The 14,937-nt window shown below is 72.1% G+C and carries 16 protein-coding genes and 1 pseudogene; 4 read left to right on the top strand and 13 right to left on the bottom strand.

Features of this window, described 5'->3' with window-relative positions; all coding sequences use genetic code 11:
* Positions 1-128 precede the first annotated feature (128 nt).
* Positions 129-782, bottom strand: coding sequence for a TIGR02234 family membrane protein (locus ACIBK6_RS07885; protein ID WP_399049733.1), 654 nt, complete (start codon positions 780-782; stop codon positions 129-131).
* Positions 783-1,079: 297 nt separating this feature from the next.
* Between ACIBK6_RS07885 and ACIBK6_RS07890 the strand changes: the two genes are divergently transcribed.
* Positions 1,080-2,297 (top strand): peptidase S8, encoded by a 1,218-nt coding sequence (locus ACIBK6_RS07890; RefSeq protein ID WP_399049734.1) that lies wholly within the window; start codon positions 1,080-1,082, stop codon positions 2,295-2,297.
* 15 nt (positions 2,298-2,312) lie between these two features.
* Here ACIBK6_RS07890 and ACIBK6_RS07895 read toward each other — a convergent pair whose 3' ends face one another.
* Together ACIBK6_RS07895 and hisI are read right to left on the bottom strand one after the other, a co-directional pair.
* Positions 2,313-3,803, bottom strand: coding sequence for an anthranilate synthase component I (locus ACIBK6_RS07895; RefSeq protein WP_399049735.1), 1,491 nt, complete (start codon positions 3,801-3,803; stop codon positions 2,313-2,315).
* Positions 3,804-3,808: 5 nt separating this feature from the next.
* Positions 3,809-4,159, bottom strand: coding sequence for a phosphoribosyl-AMP cyclohydrolase (gene hisI / locus ACIBK6_RS07900; protein WP_399049736.1), 351 nt, complete (start codon positions 4,157-4,159; stop codon positions 3,809-3,811).
* A gap of 83 nt (positions 4,160-4,242) precedes the next feature.
* Here hisI and ACIBK6_RS07905 point away from each other — a divergent pair, with 83 nt between their 5' ends.
* Positions 4,243-4,875 (top strand): TIGR03085 family metal-binding protein, encoded by a 633-nt coding sequence (locus ACIBK6_RS07905; protein ID WP_399050171.1) that lies wholly within the window; start codon positions 4,243-4,245, stop codon positions 4,873-4,875.
* A 33-nt stretch (positions 4,876-4,908) separates the two neighbouring features.
* Here the strand turns inward: ACIBK6_RS07905 and ACIBK6_RS07910 are convergent.
* The 10 genes and pseudogenes from ACIBK6_RS07910 to hisD all read right to left on the bottom strand — a co-directional run.
* Positions 4,909-5,729: pseudogene (locus ACIBK6_RS07910) on the bottom strand (MFS transporter); the annotation flags it as partial.
* A gap of 42 nt (positions 5,730-5,771) precedes the next feature.
* Complete coding sequence (locus tag ACIBK6_RS07915; RefSeq protein WP_399049738.1) at positions 5,772-6,008, bottom strand: hypothetical protein; 237 nt, start codon at positions 6,006-6,008, stop codon at positions 5,772-5,774.
* Between the two features lie 290 nt (positions 6,009-6,298).
* Positions 6,299-7,054 (bottom strand): imidazole glycerol phosphate synthase subunit HisF, encoded by a 756-nt coding sequence (gene hisF, locus ACIBK6_RS07920; protein ID WP_399049739.1) that lies wholly within the window; start codon positions 7,052-7,054, stop codon positions 6,299-6,301.
* Entirely contained in the window at positions 7,051-7,452 is a 402-nt protein-coding gene (locus ACIBK6_RS07925) for a RidA family protein (RefSeq protein ID WP_399049740.1), read from the bottom strand. Before ACIBK6_RS07925 ends, hisF begins: the two co-directional genes overlap by 4 nt.
* A complete protein-coding gene (priA, locus tag ACIBK6_RS07930) occupies positions 7,449-8,180 on the bottom strand; it encodes a bifunctional 1-(5-phosphoribosyl)-5-((5-phosphoribosylamino)methylideneamino)imidazole-4-carboxamide isomerase/phosphoribosylanthranilate isomerase PriA (protein ID WP_399049741.1) in 732 nt (243 codons plus the stop codon). Before priA ends, ACIBK6_RS07925 begins: the two co-directional genes overlap by 4 nt.
* On the bottom strand, positions 8,180-8,824 hold the full coding sequence (gene hisH, locus ACIBK6_RS07935; RefSeq protein ID WP_399049742.1) for an imidazole glycerol phosphate synthase subunit HisH: 645 nt from the start codon (positions 8,822-8,824) through the stop codon (positions 8,180-8,182). The genes priA and hisH overlap by 1 nt, the downstream gene beginning before the upstream one ends.
* Complete coding sequence (locus tag ACIBK6_RS07940; RefSeq protein ID WP_399049743.1) at positions 8,821-8,985, bottom strand: hypothetical protein; 165 nt, start codon at positions 8,983-8,985, stop codon at positions 8,821-8,823. Before ACIBK6_RS07940 ends, hisH begins: the two co-directional genes overlap by 4 nt.
* 2 nt (positions 8,986-8,987) lie before the next feature.
* A complete protein-coding gene (hisB, locus tag ACIBK6_RS07945; protein WP_399049744.1) occupies positions 8,988-9,581 on the bottom strand; it encodes an imidazoleglycerol-phosphate dehydratase HisB in 594 nt (197 codons plus the stop codon).
* Positions 9,578-10,681, bottom strand: a complete 1,104-nt coding sequence (locus tag ACIBK6_RS07950) for a histidinol-phosphate transaminase (protein WP_399049746.1) — start codon at positions 10,679-10,681, stop codon at positions 9,578-9,580. The genes hisB and ACIBK6_RS07950 overlap by 4 nt, the downstream gene beginning before the upstream one ends.
* Complete coding sequence (gene hisD, locus ACIBK6_RS07955) at positions 10,678-12,003, bottom strand: histidinol dehydrogenase (protein ID WP_399049747.1); 1,326 nt, start codon at positions 12,001-12,003, stop codon at positions 10,678-10,680. Before hisD ends, ACIBK6_RS07950 begins: the two co-directional genes overlap by 4 nt.
* Positions 12,004-12,138: 135 nt before the next feature.
* Between hisD and ACIBK6_RS07960 the strand changes: the two genes are divergently transcribed.
* Positions 12,139-13,743, top strand: a complete 1,605-nt coding sequence (locus tag ACIBK6_RS07960) for an oxidoreductase (protein WP_399049748.1) — start codon at positions 12,139-12,141, stop codon at positions 13,741-13,743.
* Between the two features lie 151 nt (positions 13,744-13,894).
* Entirely contained in the window at positions 13,895-14,932 is a 1,038-nt protein-coding gene (locus tag ACIBK6_RS07965) for a hypothetical protein (protein WP_399049749.1), read from the top strand.
* The last annotated feature ends 5 nt before the right edge of the window (positions 14,933-14,937 follow it).

Consider the following 14,937-nt stretch of genomic DNA (forward strand, 5'->3'; position numbering starts at 1 on the left):
CGTCGCCGGACCCGACGCTCCCGCCATTGTCCCGTATCGCGGTAAGTGCGTGAGTGCGGGGGTCAGCTCAAGCGGGCGCCCTTGTGCGGGGTGGTCAGCTCTCAGGGGTTGCCCTTGTGCGGGGTGGGTCAGCTCTCGCGCGTCGGGTCCTCGCCGCGGTCCAGTGCCTTCCAGAGTTCCTCGGGGCGCTCCGGGTCGGGTGCGGTGCGGGTCCTGCGGGGGCGGGGGGTGCCGTCGCGCTCGTAGCGGCCGCCCATCGCGGGCCAGGCCGCGCCGCAGCGGAGCGCGAGCAGTCCGGCGAGCAGCAGCAGGACGCCGCCCGCGACGGCGACGTAGGGCCAGCCGGTGTGGGTGAGCGCGCCGATCGTGGCGGCGGCGTCGCCGCTGGTCCTGGCCGCCTTCTCGTCCAGGGCGGCGCTGTCGCCGACGCCGAGCCAGGCGGTCACCGCGGCTCCGGCCCCGCTCAGGGTGAGCAGCGCCGCGACCAGGACGCGGCCCGCGCCGCGGACGGCGAAGACGGCGACCAGCGCGGCGAGGCCCACGATCGCGAGGGCGGAGGGGACGCCGGTGATGTCACCGCCGGACGCCTTCAGCGGCAGCGTGCCGCCGCCGACGGCCGCGTTGCCGTCGGCCCAGGTCTGCCCGGAGGCCAGCAGGACGACGGCGGCGCCGACGGCGCCGGCGAGCAGTGCGGCGGCGAGACTGCGGCGCCCGCCGCGGGCGGACGGCGCGGCTGCTTCGGCGCGGGGCTGGGGTACGGATGCGGCACTCACGTACTCCACTATCGCCTGCGCGCGGCACGTCGTGTCACCCGGGGCCCGCGCGCTTCCCACACGGTGCCGCCCACGGGAACCAAGAGGGGGCAAGGGATCGGCCATCGAATGGCCGTGAACAGCCTGCGAAATGTCCTTGAACGGCCTGTGAAGGCAAAGCGGCGATAGAGACTCCGGCCCCGTTCTTGTTGGCATGCCCTGGTCACTCATAGGTTCACCCCCGGTCCGTGTCGCGAACCACGCGTCACGTCCTGCACAGCGCACCCGCACGTACTCCCGGTTCACCCACCTCACGGAGGCAGTAAGTTGCGCAGAACCCTCTCCCCCACCGCCGTGGCCGCCACTCTGGCCGCGGCAGCGCTCGCCCTGGCAACTCCCCTGGCCCAGGCGGCGAGCTCTTCCACCGCGGCGCACGTCACCACCGTCCGCTCCTGCGCGACCCCGGCGCACAAGGACGTCATGGCCTGCAAGGCGCTCAAGGTGACCGGCGGCACGGTCAAGTCCGCCAACGCCGAGCGTGCGCTGACCACCGCGGCCGCGCCCTCCGGCTACGGGCCCGCCTCGCTCCAGGCGGCGTACAAACTCCCGTCCTCGTCGGCCGGTTCGGGCCGGACGGTGGCGATCGTGGACGCCTATGACGACCCCAACGCCGAGTCCGACCTCGCCAAGTACCGTGCGCAGTACGGCCTTTCGGCCTGCACCACGGCCAACGGCTGCTTCAAGAAGGTCGGTCAGACCGGCACGTCCACGCTGCCGACCGCGGACGCGGGCTGGGCCGAGGAGATATCCCTCGACCTCGACATGGTCAGCGCGGCCTGCCCCAACTGCAAGATCCTGCTCGTCGAGGCCAAGTCGGCGTCGATGGCCAACCTGGGCACGGCCGTCAACGCCGCCGTGAAACTGGGCGCGAAGTACGTCTCCAACAGCTACGGCGGCGGTGAGTCGTCCGCCGACTCCTCGTACGACACCAAGTACTTCAACCACCCGGGCGTCGCCATCACCGTGAGCTCCGGCGACGGCGGCTACGGCGTCGAGTACCCCGCGGCCTCCCGCTATGTCACGGCCGTCGGCGGCACCTCGCTCAGCACCGCCTCCAACACGCGCGGCTGGACCGAGAGCGCGTGGAGCGGCGCCGGTTCCGGCTGCTCCGGCTACGACGCCAAGCCGAGCTGGCAGAAGGACACCGGCTGCGCCAAGCGGACCGTGGCGGACGTCTCGGCGGTCGCCGACCCGCAGACCGGTGTCGCGGTGTACGACACCTACGGCAGCGACACCGGCTGGGAGGTGTTCGGCGGCACCAGTGCCTCCTCGCCTCTGATCGCCGCGGTGTACGCGCTGGCGGGCGCCCCGTCCTCCGGCTCCACTCCGGCCTCGTTCCCGTACGCCCACACCGGCTCGCTCAACGATGTGACGAGCGGCTCGAACGGCAGCTGCTCCCCGAGCTACCTGTGCACGGGAGGCAGCGGCTACGACGGTCCGACGGGGCTCGGCACCCCGAACGGCACCGCCGCGTTCACCGGCTGAGCGGGCTGAGCCGACTCAGGCTCCGCCTCCCAGCCGATTGGCCGTGTTGACGGCGCGCAGCACGGCGGCCGCCTTGTTGCGGCACTCGTTGTCCTCCGCCACCGGGTCGGAGTCGGCCACCACACCGGCTCCGGCCTGCACGTACGCCGTGCCGTCCCGCAGCAGTGCGGTGCGGATGGCGATCGCCGTGTCCAGGTCGCCCGCGAAGTCGAGGTAGCCGACACAGCCCCCGTAGAGCCCGCGGCGGCTGGGCTCCAGCTCCTCGATGATCTGCATCGCGCGGGGCTTGGGGGCCCCGGAGAGCGTGCCGGCCGGGAAGCAGGCCGTCAGGACGTCGAACGCGGTGCGTCCCGGGGCCACCCGGCCGGTCACGGTCGACACGATGTGCATCACGTGTGAGTAGCGCTCGATCGACATGAAGTCCACGACCTCCACCGAGCCGGGCTCGCAGACCCGGCCCAGGTCGTTGCGGCCGAGGTCCACGAGCATGAGGTGCTCGGCGCGCTCCTTGGGGTCGCCGAGCAGCTCGTCGGCGAGCGCCTGGTCGTGCTGCGGGGTGGCGCCGCGCGGCCGGGTCCCGGCGATCGGGTGGACCATCGCCCGCCCGTCCTCGACCTTGACGAGCGCCTCGGGGCTGGAGCCCACGACGTCGAAGCCGTCGAAGCGGAAGAGGTACATGTACGGCGACGGGTTGGTGGCCCGCAGCACCCGGTAGACGTCCAACGCGCTGGCCGCGCAAGGGGTTTCGAACCGCTGCGAGGGCACCACCTGGAAGGCCTCGCCCGCCCGGATGCGCTCCTTGATGTCCTCGACGGCCGCCTGGTAGGCCGGGCCGCCCCACAGCGCCGTGTACTCGGGAAGCTCCGAATCCGGCAGCGCGACCGGCGCGTACTCGGCGGGCCGGGCGAGGTCGCGCTCCATCGCGTCGAGGCGCGCCACGGCGTCCGCGTACGCCTCGTCCACGCCGGTGTCGAGGTCGTTGTGGTTGATCGCGTTGGCGATCAGCAGGACCGAGCCGTCCCAGTGGTCGAGTACCGCGAGGTCCGAGGTGAGCAGCATGGTCAGCTCGGGCAGTTTCAGGTCGTCGCCGCCGTGCTCGCCGATCTTCTCCAGGCGCCGCACGATGTCGTACCCGAGGTAGCCGACCATGCCGCCGGTGAACGGGGGCAGCGAGGCGGCCAGGTCGCGCGGGGTGTGCAGGGCCTCGACGGTGGCCTTCAGGGCCCGGAGCGGATCACCCGAAGTGGGGACGCCGACCGGCGGCCTGCCGATCCAGTGGGCCTCGCCGTCGCGTGCGGTGAGGGTCGCCGCGGACCGTACGCCCACGAAGGAGTAGCGGGACCAGGAGCGACCGTTCTCGGCGGATTCGAGGAGGAAGGTGCCGGGCCGCTCGGCGGCGAGCTTGCGGTAGAGGCCGACCGGGGTGTCGCCGTCCGCGAGGAGACGGCGGTGGACCGGGATGACCCGGCGGTCGACGGCGAGCTTGCGGAAGGTCTCCAGATCCATGGGGGCTACTTCCCGAGGTCGAGTACGTCGGCGTCGAAGCAGGTGCGGTCGCCCGTGTGGCAGGCCGCGCCCACCTGGTCGACCTTGACCAGCACCGTGTCCCCGTCGCAGTCAAGCGCGACCGATTTCACGTGCTGGACGTGCCCGGAGGTGTCTCCCTTGACCCAGTACTCCTGGCGGCTGCGCGACCAGTACGTGCAGCGGCCGGTAGTCAGGGTGCGGTGCAGGGCCTCGTCGTCCATCCAGCCGAGCATGAGCACCTCGCCGGTGTCGTACTGCTGGGCGATGGCCGGGACCAGACCGTCGGCGCTGCGCTTGAGGCGGGCGGCGATGGCGGGGTCGAGATTGCTGGTCATACCCCCATTCTGCCGTGGTCCCCGGGCCTTCCGGACGGTGCGTCCACTGTCCGGACGACTCCGGCGGCCGTACGCTGGCGGGCATGTCGACCCATGCCAAGCGTGAACGGCTTCTGCTCGCCGACCTGTTGGAGGCGGCGGGTCCCGAGTCGCCGACCCTCTGCGAGGGCTGGACGGCCCGCGAGCTCGCGGCCCATGTCGTGGTGCGCGAGCGGCGCCTCGACGCGGCGGGCGGGATCCTGATCCCCGCGCTGAAGAACCGCCTCGACCGGGTCCAGGCGGAATTCGCCGCGAAGCCGTACGAGGAACTGATCCAGCTGATCCGCACCGGCCCGCCGAAGTACTCCCCGTACAACCTCAAGCAGGTGGACGAGGGCGCCAACGCGGTGGAGTTCTACGTCCATGCCGAGGACGTCCGCCGGGCCCAGCCGGACTGGACGCCCCGCGAGCTCGACCCGGTGTTCTCGGACGCGCTGTGGTCCCGCCTTGAGAAGGCGGCCCGGGTGATCGGCCGCAAGTCGCCGGTCGGCATCGTGCTGCGCCGCCCGGACGGCCAGACGGCGGTGGCGCACAAGGGCACCCCGGTGGTCACGGTCACCGGCGAGCCGGGCGAGCTGACGCTCTTCGCGTACGGGCGCCAGGAGGCGGCGCAGGTGGAGCTGGAGGGCGACAAGGAGGCCTCGCTGCGGGCGCTGGAGGCGAAGCTGGGGCTCTGAACTCCGGCTGCTACTGGGGGAGTTGGGCAACTCGGGGAGTTCGGCGCGGCGCAGGTTCCTGGACGCCAGGCCGGTCAGGGCGCCCGCCGCGCACACCCCCGCGCTGACCAGGAAGACGGGCGCCGTCCCCCAGGCGCCGATCGCGGCGCCCGTCACCGGGTAGCCGAGCGGCGCGATGCCGAGGGTGAACAGGGCGGCCACCGAGCTGACCCGGCCGAGGTAGGCCTGGTCGGTGGCGAGCTGGAGCAGCGCCCCGCACAGGGCGCCGCTCAGCCCGGCGAGCAGGCCGATGAAGAGCCCGGCGGTGGCGGCGAACGTGGCGGCCGTGCCGCCGAGCGCCACGGCGCGCCCGCCGAGCGGGGCGCCGGTGATGTTGGCGATGCGGGCGGCGAGGCCCTTCAGGCCCTGGATACGGGCGAGTTGGCCCGGCCCGGTGATGCGGGGCGGCAGGGCGCCCACGGCGGGCAGGAACACCGCGTCCACCGCGCCGAACACCAGCGCCACCGCGATCAGCAGCCACAGGCCGGGGCTGCTGAGGAGCAGCGTCGCGGCCATCGCGAGGATCACCAGGCAGCGCACCGCGTCGCTGCCGATGACGACGCGGCGCGGTCCGAACCGGTCGGCGATGACTCCCCCGCCGAGCATCAGAACCGCCCGCGGCACCGCGCCCACCGCGAGCACCAGGCCCGCCTGGGCGGCGCTGCCGGACTGGGCGGCCGCCCAGACAGCGCCATGTAGTAGACGCTGTCGCCGACCAGCGAGGAGGTGTAGGCGCCCAGCCAGCGCAGGACGTTGCCGGCCCGGTGCGCGGGGCGCTCGGCGGGGGCTACGGGGGCCGTGGCGGTGGCGCTCATGGGAGGGGCAGGTCCTCTCGGGCGGGGAAGGGGCGGGCGGCGTCAGGCGCGGAAGGGGAAGCCGTACAGGTGGAGGGCGACGTTCTCGCGGCCCTCGGCGTCGCCGTCCGCCTCGGCGGCCCGGCCCTCCTCGTCGTACTTCCGGATCAGGGCGAGGATCTCGTCGGTGAGCGCGGCGAGTTCGCCGGGGTTGAGCCGGGCGACGGAGTCGGAACTGGAGGCGGCGCCCCTCCACTCGTCGCTCCAGGCCGGCGCCTCGTCCAGGTAGCGGAGGTACATGTCGCTGCGCTGCTGGAAGATCAGCCGGGTGACCGAGGCATGTGGGGCGGTGGCCGGGGCCGACTTGTTCCCCGCCCCGCCCCTTCCCGAGACCCTCCGGGGGTGGGGGTGGAGTGCGTCGGTGGCTTCTGGGGCTCCGCCCCAGACCCCGCTCCTCAAACTCCCCCAAGGCCCAAAGGGCCAGGGGACCCCCATGAGGGGCTGATTCCTGCCCTGCTTTGCCGGGGTCTAGGGGCGGCAGCCCCCGTGGGGTCCGGGGCGGGGCCAAGCGGGGCAGCGGGCCCGGCGTCTCAGCGGACCGGGTGGCCCGCTTCCCGCAGCGCGTTCTTGACCTCTGCGATGCGCAGGTCGCCGAAGTGGAAGACCGATGCGGCGAGCACCGCGTCCGCGCCCGCCGCGATCGCGGGCGGGAAGTGCTCCAGGCGGCCCGCGCCGCCGGACGCGATCACCGGCACGGTGACGTGGCGGCGGACCGCCGCGATCATCTCCGTGTCGTAGCCGTCCTTCGTCCCGTCCGCGTCCATCGAGTTGAGCAGGATCTCCCCCGCCCCCAACTCCGCCGCCCGGTGCGCCCATTCGACCGCGTCGATACCGGCGGACCTGCGGCCGCCGTGGGTGGTCACCTCGAAGGAGCCGGACGGGGTCCGGCGCGCGTCGACCGAGAGGACGAGGACCTGGCGGCCGAAGCGCTCCGCGATCTCGCGGATCAGGTCGGGCCGGGCGATGGCGGCCGTGTTCACGCCCACCTTGTCCGCGCCCGCCCGCAGCAGCTTGTCGACGTCGTCGGCGGAGCGGACCCCGCCCCCCACCGTCAGCGGGATGAAGACCTGCTCGGCCGTGCGGCGCACCACGTCGTAGGTGGTCTCGCGGTTGCCCGACGACGCCGTGATGTCCAGGAAGGTCAGTTCGTCCGCGCCCTCGGCGTCGTACAGCTTGGCCATCTCGACCGGGTCGCCCGCGTCGCGCAGGTTCTGGAAGTTGACGCCCTTGACGACCCGGCCGTTGTCGACGTCCAGGCAGGGGATGACTCGTACCGCCAGCGTCATGCCGACGCACCTCCTCGGTACGCCTCGACCTCGACCTCGACCACCAGGCTGGGGTCGACAAAACCGGACACGATCAGCATCGAGGTCGCCGGACGCACATCGCCGAACAGCTCCTTGTGGGCGCGGCCCACCTCGTCCACGTCACGCGCGTGCGTGATGTACATCCGGGTGCGCACGACGTCCTCGCGGCCCAGGCCCAGGCTCTCCAGGGCCTCTATGGCGACACCGAACGCGGCGACCGCCTGCTGGTACGGACCGCCCTCGTCAATGCGGCCGTTGCCCGTCGACGTACAACCGGCAACCAGCACAAGGCCGTTGGGGAGTTCGACGGCGCGGGAGTAGCCGAAGCGCTCCTCCAGGGGGGCGCCGGAGGAGATCCTGCGGACTTCGCCGCTCATCCGGAGACCGCCTGGAGCGCCTCTTCCAGCGTGAAGGCCTTCGCGTACAGCGCCTTGCCGACGATCGCGCCCTCGACGCCGGCCGGGACCAGCTCGGAGATGGCCCGCAGGTCCTCCAGGGAGGAGACGCCGCCGGAGGCGACGACCGGCTTGTCGGTCGCCGCGCACACGTTGCGCAGCAGCTCCAGGTTCGGGCCCTGGAGCGTGCCGTCCTTGGCGATGTCGGTGACGACGTAGCGCGCGCAGCCCTCGGAGTCCAGGCGCGCCAGGGTCTCGTACAGGTCGCCGCCGTCGCGGGTCCAGCCGCGGCCGCGCAGCGTCGTACCGCGTACGTCCAGACCGACCGCGATCTTGTCCCCGAACTCGGCGATGACCTTGGCGACCCACTCGGGGGTCTCCAGGGCGGCGGTGCCGAGGTTGACGCGGGTGCAGCCGGTGGCGAGCGCGGCGGCCAGCGAGGCGTCGTCGCGGATGCCGCCGGACAGCTCCACCTTGATGTCCATGGCGCCCGCGACCTCGGCGATCAGCGCGCGGTTGTCGCCGGTGCCGAACGCGGCGTCCAGGTCGACCAGGTGCAGCCACTCGGCGCCGGAGCGCTGCCAGGCGAGGGCCGCCTCCAGGGGGGAGCCGTAGGAGGTCTCCGAGCCGGACTCGCCGTGGACGAGGCGTACCGCCTGGCCGTCGCGGACGTCGACGGCGGGGAGGAGTTCGAGCTTCTTCGCGGGCATCAGAGGGTACCGATCCAGTTGGTGAGGAGCTGGGCTCCGGCGTCGCCGGACTTCTCGGGGTGGAACTGGGTCGCCCACAGCGCACCGTTCTCCACCGCGGCGACGAACGGCTCGCCGTGGGTGGCCCAAGTGACCCTGGGCGAGCGGATCTTGGGGTTGGTGACTTCGAGGCTCCAGTCGTGCACGGCGTAGGAGTGCACGAAGTAGAAGCGGGCCTCGGCGTCCAGGCCGGCGAACAGCTCGCTGTCCTCGGGCGCCTTGACGGTGTTCCAGCCCATGTGCGGCACGATGGGAGCCTTCAGCGGCCCGACCACGCCGGGCCACTCGTCCAGGCCCTCGGTCTCCACGCCGTGCTCGATGCCGCGCTCGAAGAGGATCTGCATGCCGACGCAGATGCCCATGACCGGGCGACCGCCGGACAGCCGCCGCCCGACGATCCAGTCGCCGCGGGCGTCGCGCAAGCCCTTCATGCAGGCGGAGAAGGCACCGACGCCGGGGACGAGCAGCCCGTCGGCGTTCATGGCCGTCTCGTAGTCGCGGGTGATCTCGACGTCGGCCCCGACGTGGGCGAGGGCGCGCTCGGCGGACCGGACGTTGCCGAATCCGTAGTCGAAGACGACGACCTTCTTGGCGGCCCCGCTCATGACCAGACGTCCAGTCGCATGATGCCCGCGACCAGGCACATCGCGGCGCCGATGGACAGCAGCACGATCAGGCTCTTCGGCATCCCCTGCTTGACGAAGGAGATCACTCCACCGATCAGGAAGAGGCCGACCACGATCAGAATGGTGTTGAGACCGTTCATGCTTACAGCGCACCCTTGGTGGAAGGAAGGATTCCGGCAGCGCGCGGGTCACGCTCCGAGGCATAGCGCAGCGCGCGGGCGAGCGCCTTGAACTGGCACTCCACGATGTGGTGCGCATTGCGTCCGTACGGTACGTGAATGTGCAGGGCGACCTGCGCCTGGGCCACGAAGGACTCGAAGATGTGCCGGGTCATCGTGGTGTCGTACTCGCCGATCATCGACGCCATGTTCGCGGGCTCGGTGTGCACGAGGTAGGGGCGGCCGGAGAGGTCGACGGTGACCTGGGCGAGCGACTCGTCGAGCGGCACGGTGCAGTTGCCGAAGCGGTAGATGCCCACCTTGTCGCCGAGCGCCTGCTTGAAGGCGGCACCGAGCGCGAGGGCGGTGTCCTCGATGGTGTGGTGGGTGTCGATGTGCAGATCGCCGTCGGTCTTGACCGTCAGGTCGAACAGGCCGTGGCGGCCGAGCTGGTCGAGCATGTGGTCGTAGAAGCCGACGCCGGTCGACACATCGACCTTGCCAGTGCCGTCCAGGTCGATCTCCACGAGGACGGAGGTCTCCTTGGTGGTGCGTTCCACCCTGCCAACGCGGCTCATGCGCTCTGCTCCTTCTTCAGTTGACGGACCGCGTCGAGGAACGCGTCGTTCTCGGCCGGGGTGCCCGCGGTGACCCGCAGCCAGCCCGGCACTCCGTTGTCACGGACCAGGACACCCCGGTCGAGGATCTGCTGCCATGCGGTGTGGCTGTCGGCGAACCGGCCGAACTGGATGAAGTTGGCGTCCGATTCGGTCACCTCGCAGCCGATCGCGCGCAGCTCGGCGACCAGCCGGTCCCGCTCCCGCTTCAGCTGCTCGACATAGCCGAGCAGCGTGTCCGTGTGCTCCAGGGCCGCGAGCGCGGTCGCCTGGGTGACGGCGGACAGGTGGTACGGCAGCCGTACGAGCTGCACGGCGTCCACCACCGCCGGGTGCGCGGCGAGATAGCCCAGGCGCAGCCCGGCCGCGCCGAAGGCCTTCGACATGGTGCGCGAGATCACCATGTTCGGGCGGCCCTCGATGAGCGGCAGCAGCGAGTCGCGGTGGCTGAACTCGACGTACGCCTCGTCCACGATCACCATCGAGGGCTTCGCGGCCTGCGCGGCCTCGTACAGCGCGAGGACCGTCTCGGCGGCGACCGCGGTGCCCGTCGGGTTGTTGGGCGAGGTGATGAAGACGACGTCCGGCGCGTGCTCGGCGATGGCCCGCTGGGCCGCCGCGAGGTCGATGGTGAAGTCCTCGTCGCGGGGCCCGGAGATCCAGCCGGTGCCGGTGCCCCGGGCGATCAGCGCGTGCATCGAGTACGAGGGCTCGAAGCCGATCGCCGTGCGGCCGGGGCCGCCGAAGGTCTGGAGCAGCTGCTGGATGACCTCGTTGGAGCCGTTGGCCGCCCACACGTTCTCGACACCCACCGGGTGCTTGCCCGTCCGGGTCAGGTACCCGGCGAGCTCGGTGCGCAGCTCGATGGCGTCCCGGTCCGGGTAGCGGTTCAGCGTCCGGGCCGCCTCGGCGACCCGCTCGGCGATCCGCTCGACCAGCGGCTCCGGCAGCGGGTACGGGTTCTCGTTGGTGTTCAGCTGGACGGGAGTGTCCAACTGGGGCGCGCCGTATGGGGACTTGCCGCGCAGCTCGTCCCGTACGGGAAGATCGTCGATGTTCATGACGGGCTCGGTACCTTCCACCCGAAGCGGGCCTTCAGGGCGGCGCCGTGCGCCGGCAGGTCCTCGGCCTCGGCCAGGGTCACCACGTGGTGGGCGACCTCGGCGAGCGCGTCGCGGGTGTAGTCCACGATGTGGATGCCGCGCAGGAAGGACTGGACGGACAGGCCCGAGGAGTGGCAGGCGCAGCCGCCGGTGGGCAGCACGTGGTTGGAGCCCGCGCAGTAGTCGCCGAGCGAGACCGGGGCCCAGGGGCCGACGAAGATCGCGCCCGCGTTGCGCACCCGGCCGGCCACGGCCGCGGCGTCGGCGGTCTGGATCTCCAGGTGCTCGGCGCCGTACGCGTCGACCACCTTGAGGCCGTCTTCGAGCGAGTCCACCAGGACGATCGCGGACTGGCGGCCCGCGAGGGCGGGCTTGACGCGGTCCTCGATGTGCTTGGTGGCGGCGACCTGCGGGCCCAGCTCCCGCTCGACCGCTTCGGCGAGCCGCGGCGAATCCGTCACGAGGACGGCGGCGGCGAGCGGGTCGTGCTCGGCCTGGCTGATCAGGTCGGCGGCGACGTGCGCCGGGTCGGCAGTGTCGTCGGCGAGGACGGCGATCTCGGTCGGGCCCGCCTCGGTGTCGATGCCGATGCGGCCGGTGAAGTAGCGCTTGGCGGCGGCGACCCAGATGTTGCCGGGGCCGGTCACCATGTTCGCCGGGGCGCACTCCTGCGTTCCGTACGCGAACATCGCGACGGCCTGGGCGCCGCCCGCCGCGTACACCTCGTCGACGCCGAGCAGCGCGCAGGCCGCCAAGATCGTCGGGTGCGGCAGTCCGCCGAAGTCGGCCTGGGGCGGGGACGCGAGCGCGATCGACTCGACGCCCGCCTCCTGCGCCGGGACCGCGTTCATGATCACGGAGGACGGGTAGACCGAGCGGCCGCCGGGCGCGTACAGACCAACGCGCTCGACCGGCACCCACTTCTCGGTGACGGTGCCGCCGGGCACGACCTGGGTGGTGTGGGTGGCGCGGCGCTGCTCGCGGTGGACGATCCGGGCGCGCCGGATGGACTCCTCCAGAGCGGCCCTGACCTGCGGGTCGAGCTCTTCCAGGGCCTCCTTCAGCGCCTCGGCGGGCACCCGCACCCGGGTGAGCCGCACGCCGTCGAACTTCTCCGCGTACTCGATGAGCGCCGCGGTGCCGCGATGATGCACGTCCTCGCAGATGGGCCGCACCTTCTCCAGGGCGGCTTCCACGTCAAACTCGGCACGGGGCAGCAGGTCGCGCAGGGCGCCACCCTCGGGGAGGGTGTTGCCGCGCAGATCGATTCGGGAGATCACGTCATCAATTCTCTCAGACGGCTCGGAAGCACTGGACGCCTGTATCAGTGGCTGATACGCAACCCGGGCGTCACCCGCTGTCACCCCCGGGCACTAGCGTTACTCCTGTCAGGGTGGACGGCGAGGGGGACGGCATTGACCGAGGCGCCCGATGTCGGTGCGGCACCGGACTGGCTCAGTCCGGCGGAGCTGGGCCTGTGGCAGGCCTTCCGCAACGGCAGTACGTACGATCTGCGCACCCGCAATCCGGTGCGCGACGATCCGTTCTCGGTGCGCCCCTGGGGCCCCGAGCGCAGTGTGCGGGCCCGGGTGGTGGCCCTGCTGCTGCTCAGCGGGCCGCCCGCGCTGCCCGGGCGGGTCGCCGCGCTGAAGCTCAACGGGGTACAGATCACCGGCACCCTCAACCTGTCCGGCGGCACCATCACCCCGTACGTCGAGCTGAACAACTGCCGCTTCGAGAACGAACTCCTGCTCCCCGAGGCGCACTTCACCACGGTGCGCCTGGTGAGCTGTGCGATTCCGCGGATCGAGGCGGCCCGGCTGACCACCGAGGGCGATCTGCACCTGCCGCGCTGCCGGGTCGCAGGCGGCATCCGGCTGACCGACGCGCACATCGGCACCGACCTCCTGATCAGCCAGGTCGTGGTGCACGCCGACCGCAGGGGCCGGGCGATCGCGGCCGACGGACTCTCCGTCGCCCAGGACCTGCAGGCCGATCTGATCGAGTCGTACGGGGAGGTGAGCCTGCGGGCCGCGAAGGTCGGCGTGACGCTGAGCCTGCGCGGCAGCAGGCTGATCAACCCGGACGGCCAGCGGGCGCTGAACGCCCCGCAGCTGACCGTCGAACGGACCCTGTATCTCACCTCGGCGGCCGTCTACCCGAGCGGCAACCAGGCGGGCACCACACCGCCGTACGGGACGAACTACACCAACACGCCCGTGCGGGGCACCCTGATCCAGCCGTTCGAATGCCGGGGCGGGCTGCGCCTGGACGACGGGCGGTTCGGGGACGCGGTGGACCTGGCGCAGTCCCGGATCGTCATGACCGATTCCCAGGAACTGTCGCTGCGCCGCATCCAGACCCCGGAGCTGCGCTTCACCGGGCAGCGCCCGGAGCGCGGCAAGGTGGTCCTGTCCGGGGCCCGGGTGGTGAACCTGGTCGACATGGCGGACAGTTGGCCGGGGCCCGGCAGCCTGGCGATGAACGGCTTCGCCTACGAGAACCTCATCCCCATCGGCACCTTCACCCTGGCCGAGCGGCTCGACTGGGTGACCGCGGCGACCCCGGAGTACGCGCCGGAGCCGTACGAGCGGCTTGCCGCCGTGCTGCGCAACAGCGGCGAGGACGCGGACGCCCGCGAGGTGCTGCTCGCCAAGCAGCGCCGGCGCCGCGAGACGCTGCCGCTGGCCGCGAAGGCGTGGGGCGTGCTCCAGGACCTGACGGTGGCGTACGGCTACCGGCCGGGCCGGGCCGCGCTGTGGATGGCGGTCCTGTGGGCGGCGAGCGCCCTCGCCTTCTCCCGCTACGACCCCCAGCCGATCAAGGCCGACGAACACCCCGAGTGGAACGCGCCGCTCTACGCGCTCGACCTGCTCATCCCGGTGGTCAACCTGGGCCAGGACGGCTACTGGAAGCTCACCGGCCTGTGGCAGTGGGGGGCGGCCCTGCTGATCATACTGGGCTGGATCCTGGCGACGACGGTGGCGGCGGGCGCTTCGCGGCTGCTGCGGAGGGGGTGAGCCGGGGGCGCTCGCGGCTGCTGTGGAGGGGTGAGCCGAAGGCGCTCGCGGCCGAATTTGCCGGGCCTTGACCACGCAGCGTACAACCCTCACCACCGATACAGAAGCTTCACAGCGGCCCCCCTGGCGCCGCCCCCACCTGCGGATTTCAATGGTCCGCACCATGACTTTCGTATCCGCGCTGATCCGCACCGCACGGCGGGCCAGGCACACGCCGCACCTCGCCGCCGGCTTGCCGGATGGCCGGGAAGTGCTGCTCGACGCCCCCGACGCCCGGCTCGCTCCCGCGCTGGTCTCGGCCGCGCTCGGCGAGTACGGGGCGGCGGCGAAGCTGCTCGCCATCACCCGCGAGCTGGCCGAGTGGGAGAACCGCGACCGCTACACGATGCGGCTCGCGGCGTTCGCGGTCGGCAGACCGGACTGGCTCGCCAACTGGCTGGCCGAGGCACCCCGCGACCCGGACGCCCTGCTCGTCAAGGCCGAACTCGCGATCGTCCGGGCCTGGGGCTCGCCCGCCCGCGCCGAGCGGCTGCGCGAGGTGGCCCCGCTGATCCTCTCGGCGGCCAACGGCGACCCGGCCGACCCGGTGCCCTGGCGGATCGCCCTCGACCACGCCCGCGGCACCCATGCGCCGCACACCGTCTTCGAGGAGTTGTGGGACGAGGCCATACACCGCTCCTCGCACCACTACGGCTGTCATGTGGCGGCGCTCCAGTACCTCTCGGCCCAGTGGTACGGCTCGCACCGCGAGTGCTTCGACTTCGCCGAGCGGGCCGCCGAGGACTCGCTGCCGGGCTCCCTGATCCGCGCGCTCCCGGCCCGCGCGGCCTTCGCCTACCTGGTGGGCGGCGCGGGCCGGGCGATCCCGTACGAGCGCATCGACGCGGCGGCCGACCTCGCCATCGAGCTGTCCGCCGCCTACGAGCCGGGCGACCCCTGGCCGGCCGAGGTCCGCAATCTGCTCGCCTATGTGCTCGCCGTCCGTGGACGCTGGCCGGAAACGCTGGAGGAATTCCGGCGTATCGGGCCGTATGCGACGTCCTTTCCGTGGCTGCATCTGGCCGCCGATCCGCTGGGGCAGTTCCTCGAACTGCGCGAGTTCGTACGAACCGAGGTCGCCGCGGGCATGCCGTGGGGACGGGAGCGGGCGAAGCCCGGACAAGCCCGCTCCGGCGGCCATTACGCTTGAGCGTT

Source organism: Streptomyces sp. NPDC050485 (assembly GCF_044458185.1).
GTDB lineage: Bacteria > Actinomycetota > Actinomycetes > Streptomycetales > Streptomycetaceae > Streptomyces.

Bases quoted from the DNA above. Each gene is read 5' to 3' on its own strand.
- ACIBK6_RS07895 (WP_399049735.1), bottom strand. From the start codon at position 3,803: ATGGATCTGGAGACCTTCCGCAAGCTCGCCGTCGACCGCCGGGTCATC.
- hisI (WP_399049736.1), bottom strand. From the start codon at position 4,159: ATGACCAGCAATCTCGACCCCGCCATCGCCGCCCGCCTCAAGCGCAGC.
- ACIBK6_RS07905 (WP_399050171.1), top strand. From the start codon at position 4,243: ATGTCGACCCATGCCAAGCGTGAACGGCTTCTGCTCGCCGACCTGTTG.
- ACIBK6_RS07915 (WP_399049738.1), bottom strand. From the start codon at position 6,008: ATGTACCTCCGCTACCTGGACGAGGCGCCGGCCTGGAGCGACGAGTGG.
- hisF (WP_399049739.1), bottom strand. From the start codon at position 7,054: ATGACGCTGGCGGTACGAGTCATCCCCTGCCTGGACGTCGACAACGGC.
- ACIBK6_RS07925 (WP_399049740.1), bottom strand. From the start codon at position 7,452: ATGAGCGGCGAAGTCCGCAGGATCTCCTCCGGCGCCCCCCTGGAGGAG.
- priA (WP_399049741.1), bottom strand. From the start codon at position 8,180: ATGCCCGCGAAGAAGCTCGAACTCCTCCCCGCCGTCGACGTCCGCGAC.
- hisH (WP_399049742.1), bottom strand. From the start codon at position 8,824: ATGAGCGGGGCCGCCAAGAAGGTCGTCGTCTTCGACTACGGATTCGGC.
- ACIBK6_RS07940 (WP_399049743.1), bottom strand. From the start codon at position 8,985: ATGAACGGTCTCAACACCATTCTGATCGTGGTCGGCCTCTTCCTGATC.
- hisB (WP_399049744.1), bottom strand. From the start codon at position 9,581: ATGAGCCGCGTTGGCAGGGTGGAACGCACCACCAAGGAGACCTCCGTC.
- ACIBK6_RS07950 (WP_399049746.1), bottom strand. From the start codon at position 10,681: ATGAACATCGACGATCTTCCCGTACGGGACGAGCTGCGCGGCAAGTCC.
- ACIBK6_RS07965 (WP_399049749.1), top strand. From the start codon at position 13,895: ATGGTCCGCACCATGACTTTCGTATCCGCGCTGATCCGCACCGCACGG.